We start from the raw sequence: 15,835 nt of genomic DNA on the forward strand, positions 1-15,835 counted from the left end.
CCCAATGGCAACAGATTATATTCAGCAGCTATTTGCAGACCGGATAGGCGGCTCGCAATTTGGATTGAAAGATGAAATTTACAAATTTGAAAAGATTAAACGAGCAAAACGAGAAGCCATTCAAGCAAATCCACATATAGAATTAATTGATTTAGGAGTAGGAGAACCTGATGAGATGGCGGATAATCGTATTGTGCAAAAATTGGCAGAAGAAGCAAGAAAGCACGAAAACCGTTTTTATGCGGATAACGGCATTGTTGAGTTTAAGCAAGCAGCTGCCTCTTATATGGAAAAGGTGTTTGGTGTTAGCCACCTTAATCCTGAAACAGAAATAAATCATGTGATTGGCTCAAAATCAGCGTTAGCGATGCTGCCTTCAGCTTTTATCAATCCATGTGATCTTACAATTATGCCTTCACCTTGTTACCCGATTTTAGCTACTCATACAAAGTACTGCGGCGGTGATGTCGTTCAGTTGCCCCTGACGGAAGAAAATTTGTTTCTACCGAGGCTAGATACATTGAGTGATAGAGTTTTAGAAAAGGCAAAGCTTTTATATTTAAACTATCCGAATAACCCGACTGGAGCGACTGCAACTGCAGCATTTTTTGAAGAAGTTGTTCGATTTGCCAAGAAGCATGAGCTTATTGTCGTGCATGATGCCGCTTATTCAGCCCTTGTCTTTGATGGGGAGCAGCCGCTTAGTTTTCTCTCCGTACCAGGGGCAAAGGACGTTGGCATTGAGCTCCATTCTTTATCAAAATCATTCAATATGACAGGATGGCGTATTGGCTTTGTCGCAGGGAACGAAAAGCTTGTCAAGGCATTTGCAACTGTAAAGGATAATAATGATTCCGGTCAATTCATCGCTATTCAGAAAGCGGCTGCACATGCACTTGCTCATCCAGAAATAACGATTCAAACTGCTGAAAAATATTCGCGGAGGCATGGATTATTAGTAAATGCATTGTCAGTGTGTGGCTTTCGTTCGGAGAAGCCGAAGGGATCATTTTTCTTATATACAAAGGCGCCAAAAGCGGTAGTTGGAGGTCCATCCTTTCAATCGGCAGAGGAGTTTAGCCAATATTTAATACGTAAGCATTTAATCTCTACTGTTCCATGGGATGAGGCAGATCCATATGTCCGCTTTTCAGTTACCTTCCAGGCAAAAGGGATCGCAGAAGAGTTTCGAGTAATCCAAGAGATTGAAAATAGATTAAGGCGAGATGTATTCATCTTTTGAAGGGAGGACCAATATGCAATTTACGAAAATGCATGGATTGGGGAATAATTATATCTTTTTTAATCTATTGGAAATGCCAATGGAAGAGCAAGACCTTGGGCAGCTTGCTAGGACGGTTTCCAATGTAAACACAGGGATCGGATCAGATGGGATGATCCTAATTTGTCCTTCTGATATCGCTGATTTTAAAATGAGGATTTTTAATGAAGATGGCTCAGAAGGAAAGAATTGTGGAAACGGTTTACGATGTGTAGCGAAATATCTCTTCGACCACATGTATGCAACAAGCACAGATTTTTCAATTGAAACATTAGGCGGAGTCGTTCATGTCATGGTGGAACCAGATAAAAAACGGATTGTTCGATCGGTAACCATTGATATGGGAAAGCCAAAACTGACGAAAGGAAAGATTCCGATGAAAGGTGACCCAGAAACACAGACGATCAATGAACTCCTTACCATTGGCGAACGAAGTTTTCCAATGACATGTGTTTCTATGGGCAATCCACATGCAATTATTTTCGTTGATGCTGTAGATGAATTTCCTTTAGAAGAAATGGGTCCTGAAATTGAGTACGCTGATTTATTTCCTGAACGAGTAAATGTAGGCATAGTCGATGTAAAAAACCGACAAGAAATACATTACCGTGTATGGGAAAGAGGCTCTGGGCTAACAATGGCCTGCGGCACGGGTGCTTGTGCAGCTGTTGTTGCAGCCACATTAAATCACCTGGTTGATCAACATATGCCAATAACTGTTCATTTACCTGGGGGGCAGCTGATCATTAAATGGGATGAAAATGGCCATGTTTGGAAGAGTGGGGAGGCTGCATATATTTGCCATGGCGAATTAGCTATGGAAGAGACGATACCAGTTAAAAATAAATAATTTATTGGATTTTGTAGAGGGGAATGTTTATTTTTGCACGCAGCGGAAATCAACAGACCGTTTCATCACAGATAATTATTAAAAGGGAGGAATTTAAATGGCAAAGTCTTATAGCAAAGATGAAATTATGAAAGTGGCTAACGAGGAAAATGTCCGATACATCCGTTTACAGTTTACTGATATATTCGGAACGATAAAAAATGTGGAAATTCCAATCAGCCAGCTGCCAAAGGCATTGGACAATAAAATGATGTTCGATGGCTCGTCAATTGAAGGCTTTGTTCGCATTGAAGAATCAGACATGTATTTATATCCTGATCTAGACACATTTGTTATTTTTCCATGGACAGCTGAAAAAGGGAAGGTTGCCCGCCTGATTTGCGATATCTATCATCCAGATGGCACGCCATTTGAAGGAGACCCTCGCAGTAATTTAAAACGTATTTTAGACGAAATGAGAGAATTGGGATTTACAGATTTTAATGTGGGGCCCGAGCCGGAATTTTTCTTATTTAAGCTAGATGAGAATGGTCAGCCAACACTGGAGCTGAATGATCAAGGCGGATATTTTGATTTGGCGCCAACAGACCTTGGCGAAAACTGCCGCCGTGACATCGTAATTGAGTTAGAAGAAATGGGGTATGAAATTGAGGCTTCTCACCATGAAGTAGCTCCGGGTCAGCATGAAATTGACTTTAAATATCAGAATGCATTAAAGGCTTGTGATGATATTCAAACATTTAAACTTGTTGTCAAAACAATTGCTCGTAAACATGGGCTCCATGCAACCTTTATGCCTAAACCATTGTTTGGTGTAAATGGATCTGGCATGCATAGTAACCTTTCCTTGTTTAAGGAAGGGGAGAATGCATTCTATGAGAAAGGGGGTTCGTTAGAGTTAAGTGAGACAGCGAGACAATTTATTGCCGGTATTTTAAAGCATGCCCCAAATTTCACCGCGATTACAAATCCAACAGTCAATTCGTATAAGAGGCTAGTGCCTGGCTATGAGGCACCGTGTTATGTCGCGTGGTCAGCGAGAAATAGAAGCCCGCTTATACGCATACCAGCATCCCGTGGAATGAGTACCCGTGTAGAGGTAAGAAGTGTAGATCCCGCTGCTAATCCGTACTTGGCAATGGCTGTTTTATTAGCTGCCGGACTAGATGGAATAAAAAATAGTTTAACTCCCCCTAAGCCGGTGGATAGAAACATCTACGTCATGTCTAAAGAAGAACGGATTATAAATGGCATCGCGGATTTGCCGTCTACATTAGCACATGCACTTGAAAATTTAAAATCAGATGAAGTAATAACAAGTGCGCTAGGTGTGCATCTGTTTGAACATTTTATTGAGGCAAAAGAAATTGAGTGGGATATGTTCCGGACGCAGGTCCATCCATGGGAGCGGGAACAGTACATTTTACAATATTAATAGTTAAAAAATAACGAAAGAGTGTGATAATTTGTGTGTGGAATAACAGGATGGATTAATTGGCATCAAGATTTAACACAAGAAGAATTCATCGTGGAAAAGATGGCAAATACCTTAGCAAAGCGCGGTCCAGATGCTTCGAGTGTCTGGAGCGCACGCCATGTCTCATTTGGACATAAACGGCTTATTGTTGTGGATCCTGAAGGTGGCGTACAGCCGATGACGAAAACAAAAAACGGAAACACCTATACGATCGTATATAATGGGGAGCTTTATAATACGGAGGACGTTCGAAAAGAGTTAATCCAGCGCGGCCACTCATTTAAAAGCCATTCTGATACAGAAGTTCTTTTAGTATCATATATGGAGTGGGCAGAAAACTGCACAGACCATTTAAATGGAATCTTTGCCTTTGCTGTATGGGACCATGGGCAGGAGAAACTTTTCATGGCGAGAGATCGACTAGGTGTGAAACCACTTTTTTATAAAGAAGAATGGGGCTCACTCTTATTTGGTTCAGAATTAAAATCCATTTTGGCTCATCCGAATGTGAAAGCGGAAATCGATAGGGAAGGACTTCAGGAAGTCTTCGGATTAGGCCCGTCAAAGACTCCTGGTCATGGCGTTTTTAGGGGGATTAAAGAACTTCGCCCTGCCCATGCTCTTACATTTACAAGAGATGGCATGAAGATTTGGCGCTATTGGAATGTAGAAAGTAAAAGGCATCCACATTCATTAGAGGATACGGTAGATCAAGTAAAATATTTAGTGAAGGATGCTGTAGAACGTCAGTTGGTTGCAGATGTGCCTGTGTGTACTTTTTTATCAGGGGGGATTGATTCGAGTGCGCTCAGTGCATTTGCATCCGCGTATTTTAAAAAGGAAGGAAGGGATTTACTCCACACGTACTCGATTGATTATGATCGCAACAGTGAGTATTTCGAAGCAAGTACATTTCAGCCTGATCAGGATGGTCCATGGATTCAAAGGGTGCAGCTGTATTTAGGCACAATCCATCACACAGCAATCATTGATAATGAACAGCTTGCCGATCGTTTGGAGGATGCTGTTCGAATGAGAGATTTACCAGGAATGGCCGATGTTGATTCCTCTCTTTTATGGTTTTGCGAGCAAATTAAACAGGACTTCACAGTAGCTTTGTCAGGCGAGTGTGCAGATGAGATTTTCGGAGGATACCCGTGGTTTTATAGAGAAGAGCTGCTTCATACCAATGGGTTCCCATGGATGAGATCACATGCTGAAAGAGAGCAGCTCCTTCTTCCAAAATGGCAGGAGAAACTTGAACTGCCAAGCTATGTGAAGGAGCGATATAACGAAACAGTTTTAGAAACTCCTCAATTAGATGGGGAATCATCAGCAGAAGCTCGCCGAAGGGAAATGTCTTATTTAAATATGATTTGGTTTATGCAAACATTGCTTGATCGCAAAGATCGTATGAGCATGGGAGCAAGCTTAGAGGTGCGTGTGCCATTTGCTGATCATCGTATCGTGGAATATGCCTGGAACATCCCATGGGAAATGAAAATGCTGAATAGCCGTGAGAAAGGCATCCTACGAAAGGCTCTTGAAGGCGTGCTTCCAAAAGAGGTGCTTTACCGGAAAAAGAGTCCCTATCCAAAAACATATCATCCGCAATATATGTATCTAGTCAAAAACAAGTTATCATCGATCCTCAACAACAAAACCTCCCCAATTCTAGAAATTATCTCGAAACAAAAAGTCCAAGAAATCATTGATTCCGATGGATCCTCATTTAAAGTTCCTTGGTATGGGCAGCTGATGACAGGACCACAGCTCATTGCTCATCTAGCACAAATTAATATGTGGCTTGAACAGTATAAAATTAACATTATTGAAAACTAAAGATAGGGTCGTAAGAAAAGCTGCTGCCACTTTTCTTACGACCCATTTTTAATTAGCTTTCTTTCTAACAGTTCAACTAGTTGATACATTATTGTTGCAAATACAGCAATCACAAGCAGAGAAAGCATGACAAGTGTGAAATTAAATACTTGGAATCCATAAATGATCATATACCCAAGCCCTTTTGAGGCAACAAGGAATTCCCCAACAATGACCCCGACCCAAGATAAGCCGACGTTGACTTTAAGTGTGGAGATGATGACAGGGAAAGAGGCAGGTAAAATGGCTTCTTTGAATATTTGAAATCGGGTGGCACCAAAGGTCTGCAGTACCTTTATATAGTTAGCATCAACTTCTTTAAATGAAGTATAAACGACGATTGTTGTGATAATAATCGAGATGATTGCACCCATTGCCACAATGGAAGTAAAGCTTGGACCTAGTGCCACGATCAATATCGGGCCAAGTGCTACCTTAGGCATCGAGTTTAAGACAACTAAATAGGGATCCGCTATTTTGGAAAGCATGGGTGACCACCAAAGGATGGCTGCGAGCAAGGTGCCTAGTACGGTGCCTAAAATAAACCCAAAGATGGTTTCGAAAAGGGTGTAGCTTAAATCTACAAATAAAGTTCCATCTTGGACTTTTGTAAGGAAGAGCTCCCATACTTTTGATGGTGCACTAAAGATTAATGGATCAATCCACTGCATTCTGCTAGCAATTTCCCAACCAGTAAAAAAGACTAGAAAAATGATAAGCTGGTAAAAACGCACCCATTTCTTTTCACGCTTTAACGATTGAAGATACCTGCGGTGCCCTTGTTCAATATTTGTTTGTGGGTTCAAGAGATTCCAGCTCCTTCCAGACAGTTTGAAAGATACTTGAATAAGCTTCATGGCTCCGTGCATTGAATGGTGTTGCTTCTCTTAACTCATCTGGAATAATAAACGTTTTATGAATTTGTCCTGGACTGGATGAGAAGAGGAAAATGCGGTCGCTCATTGCAATGGCCTCTCCAATATCATGAGTCACTAAAATAGCTGTCTTTCCAAAGGATTTTAATGTATTGGAAACGAGATCCTCTAACTTCAGCTTTGTTTGATAATCGAGTGCGGAAAAAGGTTCATCAAGCATAAGCAGTTTCGGCTCGGTTGCTAACGTTCTAACTAATGCCACACGCTGTCTCATTCCACCAGATAGTTGTTTTGGATATTGCTTCTCTACCCCTTTAAGTCCCATTTTCTCGAGTAAGGTGAGTGCGTAATCTCTTTTTAAATCATTAAGGCTGCCATCAATTTTAAACCCTAATAAGATATTTTCTTCGATTGTTTTCCATGGAAAGAGATAATCTTGCTGGAGCATGTAGCCAATATTTTTACTTGCTTCCTGAACGTCCTTTCCCTCTAATGTAACCGTTCCTGCAGTCGGCTCAAGTAAGCCGGCTATAATTGAAAGCAGGGTTGTTTTTCCGCATCCGCTTGGGCCAAGGAAGGAAACAAATTCTCCCTCTCCGATCTCAAGTGAAATATCGGAGAGGGCTGTTGTGGCAGAGGTTTTTGTAAAGTACGTATGGTGAATTCCCTGTAAACTTAAGAAATCCATTGGAGCCCTCCTTCCTATTTTTTCTATTGAAGTGTAATGATTGTAATTCAACGGGCAGTTAGCCCCCCACTGATGGAAGTTTCACTTTATTTCATTACTTCTTCGGCAATTTCTGTATTAACAAGTGTCTCATAGTCAATTCGTTCAGGCAGCTCGCCGGCTTCCTCCATGACATCTTGCAGGTTATTCCAGCCTTCTTCATTTAAAATAGGATTCGTTGCAAAGGAGCCTTGATTTTTGTATCGATCGACAACCATTTCAATCGTATCTATATTTGTGTTGTCAAAATAGCCTTTTATCGCTTCAGCAATTTCTTTCGCACTATGTGAGTCAACCCATTGTTGCGCCTTATAAATAGCTTTTGTAAACTTTTCAACCGTTTCTTTCTTTTCTTTAATCGTGCTTTCTTTTGTCATAAATGTTGTGTATGGAAGGTTCCCGGATTCCTCCCCAAATGAGGCTATGATATAGCCTTTCCCTTCTTGTTCAAACACGCTTGCTGTTGGTTCGAAAAGCTGGACAAATTCACCGGTTCCGGAGGCAAAAGCTGGAGCGATATTAGCAAAATCAACATTTTGAATTAAATCTAAATCATGGTGTGGGTCAATGCCATGCTTTTTCAAAACAAATTCACCGACCATTTGGGGCATGCCGCCTTTGCGCTGACCAAGGAAGGTTGCTCCCTTTAATTGCTCCCAAGAAAAATTGTCTATTTTTTCACGAGAAACAAGAAATGTACCATCTGTTTGAGTGAGTGCTGCAAAGTTGATAACTGGATCACTTGAGCCTTGAGCATAAACATAAATGGAGGTTTCAGAGCCTACAAGTGCTATATCGATACTGTCTGACAATAAAGCTGTCATCGTCTTATCTCCACCAGCAGTAGTTGTCAGTTCGACATTCAGGCCCTCCTCTTCAAAAAATCCTTTTTCAAGTGCAACATATTGCGGCGCATAGAAAATGGATCTTGTTACTTCACCGATACGAATATTTTGAACCTTATCTTTTCCACAGGCCGCAAGGGGTATAATAAGAATGGCAATTAAAACAAGGGAAAAACTAATTTTCAGCCATTTTTTCATCGCTTAAACCTCCATTTATCTCAAGATATATCAGCTTTCAAAGCCTACATTATCGTATGAGGGTGTAAAAAATGTGTGAATGCCTAGATAAACTTTTTAATTATAGATATATTAGGGGAATCCGGCCAGTTAAAGAATAATTCCAGTGTAAGCTAACAGAATAGGAGATGAACAAAAATGGACCAAATCATATATAAAGAAAGGTTTCCATCACCTAATCCAAGCATTGAGTTATCAATCGTTACCTATCTTTCAGACGATTTAAAAGTGAAGGGGCTTTTAGCTGAGCCTAAAGGTAATGAAATGTATGATGGCTTCCTGTACTTACGTGGGGGAATCAAAAATGTCGGGAAGGTGAGACCGGGGCGTATTGTTCAATTTGCATCAGAGGGATTTATCGTCTTTGCGCCATTTTATCGTGGAAATCAAGAAGGAGAAGGGAATGAAGATTTTGCAGGCGAGGATCGTGAGGATGCTTTCTCAGCGTTTAGACTCCTGCAATCTCATCCGAGGGTGAAAGGAACACATATTTTTGGTTTTTCTAGAGGGGGTGTCATGGCGCTATTGACTGCTATTCAATTCCCTGAGGCGAAGTCAGTAGTGACTTGGGGGGGTGTCAGTGATATGTTTCTAACATATGAAGAGAGAGAGGATTTACGGAGAATGATGAAAAGGGTGATTGGAGGAACACCAACGAAGTTTCCGGAGCGATACGAGTATCGAACGCCTCTTTTTCAAATAGAAAGGATTCAATCTCCCGTATTAATTATACATGGGGAAAAAGATAAAAATGTCTCAGCCGAACATGCCTACCGTTTAGAGAAAAGATTAAAAACGCTAAGGAAAAAAGTCGAAAGCTGGTATTTCCAAGGGTTTACCCATTACTTTCCTCCTGCGATCAACCGGGAAGTCGTCCGAGATTTAACCGGTTGGATGAAGAAACAGTAAAAAAGGAATTGCCATTAAAGGCAATTCCTTTTTTCGGGGAATGAAGCAAAATTTACAACATCGATATATAGAGTATATTAAGCGGTTGGACCGCCTTTTTCTTCAATTTCAGCAGGGACGTTAGAGAACTTTTTGAAGTTTTCACGGAACTTAGCAGCAAGCTCTTTCGCTTTTACTTCATAGGCTGCCTGATCATCCCAAGTTTTGTTTGGCTGAAGCACTTCATCAGGTACTCCAGGAACATGAAGTGGAATTTCAAGACCAAAGATTTCATCTTTGATAGTCTCCACATTATTTAATTCGCCTTCTAGGGCGGATTGAACCATTGCACGAGTATATGGAAGCTTCATACGATTGCCAACTCCATATTCGCCGCCAGTCCAGCCTGTATTCACAAGATATACCTTCGCATTATGCTCATCAATTTTCTTCCCAAGCATTTCAGCATACTCTGTCGCGGCACGAGGCAAGAATGGTGAACCAAAGCATGTGGAGAAGGTTGCTTCTGGTGAAGTGACTCCACGCTCTGTACCTGCAAGCTTAGATGTATAGCCGCTTAGGAAATGATACATCGCCTGCTCCTTTGTTAATTTAGAGATAGGAGGCAGGACGCCGAATGCATCCGCCGTTAAAAATACAATCGTATTAGGGTGTCCAGCAATACTTGGATCCACAATATTATCAATAGCCTGTATTGGATATGCCGCACGAGTGTTTTCAGTTAAAGTGTTGTCATCATAATCAGCCATTCGGCTTTCATTGTTAATAACCACGTTTTCTAGCACGGCGCCGAAACGGATCGCATCAAAAATTTGCGGTTCTTTTTCACGAGTAAGGTTGATGCACTTCGCATAGCAGCCACCTTCAATATTGAATACTCCGTTTGGAGACCAGCCATGTTCATCATCACCGATTAAACGGCGATTTGGATCTGCGGATAAAGTTGTTTTTCCTGTGCCAGAAAGACCGAAGAAAAGGGCAACATCACCTTCAAGCCCAACGTTAGCTGAACAATGCATAGGAAGGATTCCGTTTTCCGGAAGTAAATAGTTCATGATTGAGAAAATGGATTTCTTAATTTCGCCAGCATATTCTGTTCCGCCAATTAACACCGTACGTTTTTCAAAAGAAACAATAATAAAGGTTTCGGATGCAGTTCCATCAACAGCAGGATCCGCTTTAAAGTTTGGTGCGGAAATAACTGTGAATTCTGCTTGATGATCCAATAATTCTTCATCTGTAGGGCGAATGAACAGCTGATGTGCAAATAAGTTATGCCAAGCAAACTCGTTTATGACTTGGATTGGCAGCCTATGTTTTTTATCAGCACCTGCAAATCCTTTAAAAACAAACACTTCGTCTTTTTCTTGTAAGTAGCTTAGCACTTTATTATATAAATTAGAGAATACTTCTTCAGAGATTGGCTGGTTCACACTTCCCCAATCAACTGAATCTAATGTTGACGGTTCTTTCACTATATACTTATCTTTAGGCGAACGCCCTGTATATTTGCCAGTTGTTGCAGCAACAGCTCCCGTTGATGTCAGTGATCCTTCATTACGGTTTAATACTTTTTCAACAAGCTGAGGAACAGATAATTGAATTTGGATATTATTCCCTTTTAGTAAATCGATCAATTTATTTGGAATGCTAACAGAATTCATCTGATGAATACCTTCCTTTATCCAGTATTATTTTTGAAAGTGATTACATCTCCTAATTAGTATAACACATTTGGATGATTAATCTATACTATTAAAAAATTTTTTCTAAAAATAATAAAAATGTCACAATTAGTTTACAGCTAACTGTTCTTAAAAAATAAATAAGAACTCTTTTACATATATGTTAAAATGGAAATACCAAACGTAAACGAGATGATCTTATGAAAACGACTGCATTGTACGATGAAACATGCTCGTTATGCAAGCAATCCATGCGAATTTTTAATAAGCTTGACTGGTTTCGACAAATCGAATGGGTCTCATTACAGGAATATGAAAAAAATGAACAGCCATTTTTGTTTGATAAAGCTAGTTTGCGAAAAGAACTTCATATTATTACTTCCAATGGTCATGTGTTAAAGGGCTTTTATGCAATAAGACATTTGTTCCTGCGTGTCCCTTTGTTCTGCTTATTAGGGATTTTTTTATACATCCCATTTTCCTATATAATTGGAAATCCAATTTATCAGTGGGTTGCTAAAAATCGTCATAAATTTCTAAAAAGAAAATGTGAGGATGGAAGTTGTTCATTATAGCATAAATTAATAATGAAAAAACAACAATTTTATTCAGATTGTTATTGACATAAATTCACTCTATACGTTATGATTTTACCTTGAACGGATACTCTCTTATCCCGAGCTGGCGGAGGGACAGGCCCAATGAAGCCCAGCAACCTGTTAAAGATCTTTTTTAGCAAAGGTGCTAACCTGACGCAAGGACTTAGAGCCTTGAACGATAAGAGTGAAAGGCGCGAATCGATTTGTTTTCAACCTTTTCACATATGAAAAGGTTTTTTTGTACTTTATGAAACTTTTATTATGGATTAAAGTATAATAAAAAAACTGAGGCTTCCGCCATAACCACTTGGCGATAAATAAGCAAAGTTTTTCTCATGCAAATTTGATGGACGGCTTTTGGTTTTTTGAGTTTTTAATATGGCTGTGTGTAAGTGTTAAAGGGGCATATTAATAAAAACTCCCTGTTTATTTCATACTACTTAGGGAATGAGTTCCGTATCAACCTAAGGTTGCTTCCTGCTAAGCAATCTTGCCTATAATATATAAATAAGGAGGAATCCAGATGTCAACAAAGCGTCGTTTGTTTACTTCTGAATCAGTTACTGAGGGCCATCCGGATAAAATTTGTGACCAAATCTCTGATGCGATTTTGGATGCTATTTTAGCAAAGGATGCCAATGCGCGTGTTGCTGCAGAAACGTCTGTAACAACAGGTCTCGTTCTAGTGGCTGGTGAAATTACTACTTCTACTTATGTAGATATTCCAAAGATTGTGCGTGAAACAGTGAAAGAAATTGGCTATACGCGTGCAAAATACGGTTTTGATGCAGAAACTTGTGCAGTTTTAACGTCCATTGATGAACAGTCAGCTGACATTGCGATGGGGGTTGACCAAGCACTTGAAGCTCGTGAAGGATCAATGAGTGATGAAGAAATCGAAGCGATCGGTGCAGGAGACCAAGGCTTGATGTTTGGTTATGCTTGTAACGAAACAAAAGAGCTTATGCCGCTGCCCATTTCTTTAGCGCATAAATTATCACGTCGTTTAACGGAAGTGCGCAAAGAAGAAATTCTTCCGTACCTTCGTCCAGATGGCAAAACGCAAGTAACCGTAGAGTATGATGAAAATAACAAACCTGTCCGTATTGATACAATTGTTATTTCAACTCAACACCACCCTGAGATTAGCCTGGAGCAAATTCAGCGCAATTTAAAAGAACACGTGATTAACCCTGTAGTGCCGAAAGAGCTAATTGATGAAAATACAAAGTATTTCATTAACCCAACAGGCCGTTTCGTTATTGGTGGACCTCAAGGGGATGCAGGTTTAACTGGCCGTAAAATTATCGTTGATACTTACGGCGGATACGCTCGCCATGGCGGTGGGGCATTCTCTGGTAAGGATCCGACAAAGGTTGACCGTTCAGCTGCTTATGCTGCGCGTTATGTGGCAAAAAATATTGTAGCTGCAGAATTAGCAGATAAAGTAGAAGTTCAGCTTGCTTATGCTATTGGTGTGGCACAGCCAGTTTCCATTTCTGTCGATACATTTGGTACTGGAAAAGTGAGCGAGGATGTATTGGTTGATCTTGTCCGTAAACATTTCGACCTTCGTCCAGCTGGAATTATTAATATGCTTAATCTACGCCGCCCAATTTATAAGCAAACAGCTGCATATGGCCATTTTGGCCGTACGGATGTGGATCTTCCATGGGAACGTACGGATAAAGCAGAAACTTTACGTGCTGAAGCAGGAAAATAATATAGAAAAACAGGAGCTGCAAATGCAGTTCCTGTTTTTTTTTCTAATTGTTGGAATAATCCCCTACTTCTTTTGTAAAGACTTATAGTACTGCCCTTTTTCAGCATATTCTCTGCTTATACGTTCCATATCTTTAATATCCTCTTCTGTTAATTCACGAATCACTTTAGCGGGTCGGCCAAAAGCTAGCGTGTTCGGCGGAATTTTCTTCCCTTGTGGAACTAGGCTACCTGCACCGATAAATGCCCCTTCACCAATCTCAGCCTGATCAAGAACAATCGAGCCCATTCCAATGAGCGCCTTTTTTCTAACAATACAGCTATGAAGAATGACTTGGTGACCGATCGTTACTTCATCTTCAAGAATTAATGGGTTGTTTGGGCTTTGATGGAGGACAGAATTATCTTGTACGTTTACTTTTTTTCCTATTATTGTAGGAGCTACATCGCCTCTTATGACTGTATTAAACCAAATACTTGATTCATCTCCTATCTCAACATCTCCGGTAATCGTCGTAAAATCAGCAATAAATGCTGATTTAGAAATTTTAGGCATCTTTTCTTTATAAGGATAAATCATATGTAACGCCCCTCTTAATCGTATTTTCAATCTATTCTAACATACGACAAAGGGGCAAAAGTAAAGCTGCAAGTTCAAATATTGAAAAAATAAACATTTTAATTAAAAAAAACGGTGTTACATGTGATGAATTCCAGTTTCTAAGCTATAATTTAGAAAGAATGGTTTTTCGCTTCAACATAAGGTTTAGGAGGAAATATGATGTGGAAATGGGAAGCTGAAGGAGAGGCTAAAGCAGTCATTGTAATGGTTCATGGTGCGATGGAGCATCATCGCCGCTATGGGTGGCTTATAGAAAAATGGCGATTATCAGGTTTTCATGTCATTATGGGAGATCTTCCAGGCCAGGGGATGACAACAAGATCAAGCAGGGGCCATATTGAATCATTTGATGAGTATCTCACTGAGGTAAAGGATTGGATTCAGGCTGCCTACCAGTTTGATTTACCTGTATTCCTTTTAGGACATAGTATGGGTGGGTTAATTTCTATACGTCTGCTTCAGGAAGAAAGAATGAATTTAGCAGGAGTGATTTTGTCATCTCCATGTTTAGGATTAATCAAAAAGCCCTCAAAGCTGATTGACATTCTTTCTATCGGGCTTAATCTAATTATTCCAAGCCTGAAATTGGATTCGGGACTTACGGTAGAAATGGCAACGAGTAATCAGGATGTACGCGATGCGGATGCCAATGATAGTTTATATGTTAAGAAAGTGTCTGTTAGATGGTATCGAGAACTAATGAATGCGATGAAGCTTGGATTTGAAAAGCTTGATAAAATACAAGATGTCCCCCTTCTTGTTATGCAAGGGGGAGATGACTTGATTGTCAATAAGAAAACAGTGAGCGAATGGTTCAGTCTTGCTCCTTTTTCTGAAAAACGGTTTAAAGAATGGCCTAAATATTATCATGAAATATTTAATGAACCTGATCGAGAAGATGTATTTGAATATGCGAAGGATTTTGTTTCCAGTCAATTAAAGGCGATTGGCTATATTGAAATATAAGAAATACTTGAATGGCTAGTATAAGTGTCCTATTACTTAGGAGTGGATAATATGGTTGTTCCTACCATGCCAATTAGTTTAATGTCTAAAGTATATCGCAGGGTCTTGCCATTGGTGCATAAGGAATTAAACTTTTGGAAAGAAAGAGCTGAGATGATTCCAGACCAGGAACTAAGGAAGCAGGCATTGGCGAGTATAGAACATAAAACCTTCCATTGTGAAGGTGGTTCAATTATGGCATTAATGGCAAAAGAAAAATTTCCAATCGCCATTAAGTTTATTGTTGCGTATCAAACGATTAGCGATTACTTAGATAATCTATGTGACCGTAGCACCTCTCTAAATCCTGAAGATTTTTCTGCGCTTCACGAATCTATGATCGACGCTCTATCTCTAGATGCTGAGCCGAAGAATTATTATCGCTTTCGTATGGAGCAGGATGATGGCAACTACTTAGCAGACCTTGCAGCTACTTGCAGGGATGTTCTTTCTGAAGTTCCGGACTATGGAAAAATAAAGAATTATTTATTCGAGCTATGTCGCTATTACTGTGATTTGCAAATCCATAAGCATGTGAAAGTTGAGGAGCGGGTTTCACGGTTGCAGGATTGGTTTCACCAATATAAAGAGAAAATACCTGAAATGGAATGGTATGAGTTTTCTGCATGTTCGGGATCGACATTAGGGATCTTTTGTCTCATTTCATATGCTATGAGGGATGACTTTGAAATAGCTTATGCTAAAAGTATCCGCAATGGATACTTTCCTTACATACAGGGTCTGCACATTCTTTTAGATTATTTTATTGATCAGGAAGAAGACCGTGAAGAAGGAGACTTAAACTTTTGTTTTTACTATGAGAACGAGGAGAAGCTATTTGAGCGGCTCAAGCATTTTGTTATCGAAGCGGACAAGCATACCGAACAGCTTCCACATAAACGGTTTCATCAGTTAATCAATCGTGGCCTCCTCGGTATTTACTTATCTGATAAAAAAGTAAGAAAGCAAAAGAATGTCAAAAAGCTTGCAAGGAGCATGATAAAAACGGGTGGAGGAATTAGCTACTTCTTCTATTGGAATGGAAGGGCATATCGTGCCATGCAAAATTGGATTCCAGCTTATTTTAAGAAAGCATTATTACGATGATAATAAAAGGAA

The 15,835-nt window shown here is 39.9% G+C and carries 14 protein-coding genes and 1 riboswitch; of the genes, 9 read left to right on the forward strand and 5 right to left on the reverse strand.

Features of this window, described 5'->3' with window-relative positions:
• The first annotated feature begins 4 nt into the window (after positions 1 to 4).
• The 4 genes from RUH74_RS06270 (at position 5) to asnB (ending at position 5,451) form a co-directional block, all read left to right on the forward strand.
• On the forward strand, positions 5 to 1,243 hold the full coding sequence (locus RUH74_RS06270; protein ID WP_313799419.1) for an LL-diaminopimelate aminotransferase: 1,239 nt from the start codon (positions 5 to 7) through the stop codon (positions 1,241 to 1,243).
• Between the two features lie 13 nt (positions 1,244 to 1,256).
• On the forward strand, positions 1,257 to 2,132 hold the full coding sequence (dapF, locus tag RUH74_RS06275; RefSeq protein ID WP_313799420.1) for a diaminopimelate epimerase: 876 nt from the start codon (positions 1,257 to 1,259) through the stop codon (positions 2,130 to 2,132).
• Between the two features lie 97 nt (positions 2,133 to 2,229).
• The gene (gene glnA, locus RUH74_RS06280; protein ID WP_313799421.1) at positions 2,230 to 3,567 is read left to right on the forward strand and encodes a type I glutamate--ammonia ligase; all 1,338 of its coding nucleotides are present in this window, start codon (positions 2,230 to 2,232) and stop codon (positions 3,565 to 3,567) included.
• 33 nt (positions 3,568 to 3,600) lie between these two features.
• Positions 3,601 to 5,451 carry an asparagine synthase (glutamine-hydrolyzing) gene (gene asnB, locus RUH74_RS06285; RefSeq protein WP_313799422.1) on the forward strand — a complete coding sequence of 617 codons (1,851 nt, stop codon included), beginning with the start codon at positions 3,601 to 3,603 and terminating at the stop codon, positions 5,449 to 5,451.
• Positions 5,452 to 5,486: 35 nt separating this feature from the next.
• Here the strand turns inward: asnB and RUH74_RS06290 are convergent, their stop codons facing one another.
• The 3 genes from RUH74_RS06290 to RUH74_RS06300 form a co-directional block, all read right to left on the reverse strand.
• The gene (locus RUH74_RS06290) at positions 5,487 to 6,296 is read right to left on the reverse strand and encodes an ABC transporter permease (RefSeq protein WP_313799423.1); all 810 of its coding nucleotides are present in this window, start codon (positions 6,294 to 6,296) and stop codon (positions 5,487 to 5,489) included.
• Positions 6,274 to 7,053 (reverse strand): ABC transporter ATP-binding protein, encoded by a 780-nt coding sequence (locus tag RUH74_RS06295; protein ID WP_313799424.1) that lies wholly within the window; start codon positions 7,051 to 7,053, stop codon positions 6,274 to 6,276. Before RUH74_RS06295 ends, RUH74_RS06290 begins: the two co-directional genes overlap by 23 nt.
• A gap of 86 nt (positions 7,054 to 7,139) precedes the next feature.
• Positions 7,140 to 8,135 carry an ABC transporter substrate-binding protein gene (locus tag RUH74_RS06300; protein ID WP_313799425.1) on the reverse strand — a complete coding sequence of 332 codons (996 nt, stop codon included), beginning with the start codon at positions 8,133 to 8,135 and terminating at the stop codon, positions 7,140 to 7,142.
• A 177-nt stretch (positions 8,136 to 8,312) separates the two neighbouring features.
• Here RUH74_RS06300 and RUH74_RS06305 point away from each other — a divergent pair, with 177 nt between their 5' ends.
• Complete coding sequence (locus RUH74_RS06305) at positions 8,313 to 9,083, forward strand: alpha/beta hydrolase family protein (RefSeq protein WP_313799426.1); 771 nt, start codon at positions 8,313 to 8,315, stop codon at positions 9,081 to 9,083.
• 77 nt (positions 9,084 to 9,160) lie between these two features.
• On the opposite strand, the gene pckA is transcribed toward RUH74_RS06305, so the two are convergent.
• Positions 9,161 to 10,747, reverse strand: coding sequence for a phosphoenolpyruvate carboxykinase (ATP) (pckA, locus tag RUH74_RS06310; protein WP_313799427.1), 1,587 nt, complete (start codon positions 10,745 to 10,747; stop codon positions 9,161 to 9,163).
• Between the two features lie 221 nt (positions 10,748 to 10,968).
• Here pckA and RUH74_RS06315 point away from each other — a divergent pair, with 221 nt between their 5' ends.
• Both RUH74_RS06315 and metK read left to right on the forward strand, forming a co-directional pair.
• On the forward strand, positions 10,969 to 11,343 hold the full coding sequence (locus RUH74_RS06315) for a thiol-disulfide oxidoreductase DCC family protein (protein WP_313799428.1): 375 nt from the start codon (positions 10,969 to 10,971) through the stop codon (positions 11,341 to 11,343).
• Positions 11,344 to 11,436: 93 nt separating this feature from the next.
• A riboswitch (SAM riboswitch) is annotated at positions 11,437 to 11,552 on the forward strand.
• A gap of 338 nt (positions 11,553 to 11,890) precedes the next feature.
• Positions 11,891 to 13,090 (forward strand): methionine adenosyltransferase, encoded by a 1,200-nt coding sequence (gene metK / locus RUH74_RS06320; RefSeq protein ID WP_313799429.1) that lies wholly within the window; start codon positions 11,891 to 11,893, stop codon positions 13,088 to 13,090.
• Between the two features lie 63 nt (positions 13,091 to 13,153).
• On the opposite strand, the gene RUH74_RS06325 is transcribed toward metK, so the two are convergent.
• A complete protein-coding gene (locus tag RUH74_RS06325; protein ID WP_313799430.1) occupies positions 13,154 to 13,669 on the reverse strand; it encodes a gamma carbonic anhydrase in 516 nt (171 codons plus the stop codon).
• A gap of 201 nt (positions 13,670 to 13,870) precedes the next feature.
• On the opposite strand from RUH74_RS06325, the gene RUH74_RS06330 reads away from it, so the two are divergent.
• A complete protein-coding gene (locus RUH74_RS06330; RefSeq protein WP_313799543.1) occupies positions 13,871 to 14,677 on the forward strand; it encodes an alpha/beta hydrolase in 807 nt (268 codons plus the stop codon).
• A 51-nt stretch (positions 14,678 to 14,728) separates the two neighbouring features.
• A complete protein-coding gene (locus RUH74_RS06335) occupies positions 14,729 to 15,823 on the forward strand; it encodes a tetraprenyl-beta-curcumene synthase family protein (RefSeq protein WP_313799431.1) in 1,095 nt (364 codons plus the stop codon).
• Positions 15,824 to 15,835: the final 12 nt, after the last annotated feature.

Origin of the sequence: Cytobacillus sp. (assembly GCF_032154635.1) — a bacterium.
In the GTDB taxonomy this organism is placed as follows: Bacteria; Bacillota; Bacilli; order Bacillales; family Cytobacillaceae; genus Cytobacillus.

Excerpts from the sequence above, each read along its gene's own strand:
- RUH74_RS06335 (WP_313799431.1), top strand. The coding sequence starts at position 14,729 with ATGGTTGTTCCTACCATGCCAATTAGTTTAATGTCTAAAGTATATCGC.
- RUH74_RS06315 (WP_313799428.1), top strand. The coding sequence starts at position 10,969 with ATGAAAACGACTGCATTGTACGATGAAACATGCTCGTTATGCAAGCAA.
- RUH74_RS06325 (WP_313799430.1), bottom strand. The coding sequence starts at position 13,669 with ATGATTTATCCTTATAAAGAAAAGATGCCTAAAATTTCTAAATCAGCA.
- RUH74_RS06330 (WP_313799543.1), top strand. The coding sequence starts at position 13,871 with ATGTGGAAATGGGAAGCTGAAGGAGAGGCTAAAGCAGTCATTGTAATG.
- RUH74_RS06305 (WP_313799426.1), top strand. The coding sequence starts at position 8,313 with ATGGACCAAATCATATATAAAGAAAGGTTTCCATCACCTAATCCAAGC.
- glnA (WP_313799421.1), top strand. The coding sequence starts at position 2,230 with ATGGCAAAGTCTTATAGCAAAGATGAAATTATGAAAGTGGCTAACGAG.
- RUH74_RS06295 (WP_313799424.1), bottom strand. The coding sequence starts at position 7,053 with ATGGATTTCTTAAGTTTACAGGGAATTCACCATACGTACTTTACAAAA.
- RUH74_RS06270 (WP_313799419.1), top strand. The coding sequence starts at position 5 with ATGGCAACAGATTATATTCAGCAGCTATTTGCAGACCGGATAGGCGGC.
- RUH74_RS06300 (WP_313799425.1), bottom strand. The coding sequence starts at position 8,135 with ATGAAAAAATGGCTGAAAATTAGTTTTTCCCTTGTTTTAATTGCCATT.
- pckA (WP_313799427.1), bottom strand. The coding sequence starts at position 10,747 with ATGAATTCTGTTAGCATTCCAAATAAATTGATCGATTTACTAAAAGGG.
- metK (WP_313799429.1), top strand. The coding sequence starts at position 11,891 with ATGTCAACAAAGCGTCGTTTGTTTACTTCTGAATCAGTTACTGAGGGC.
- dapF (WP_313799420.1), top strand. The coding sequence starts at position 1,257 with ATGCAATTTACGAAAATGCATGGATTGGGGAATAATTATATCTTTTTT.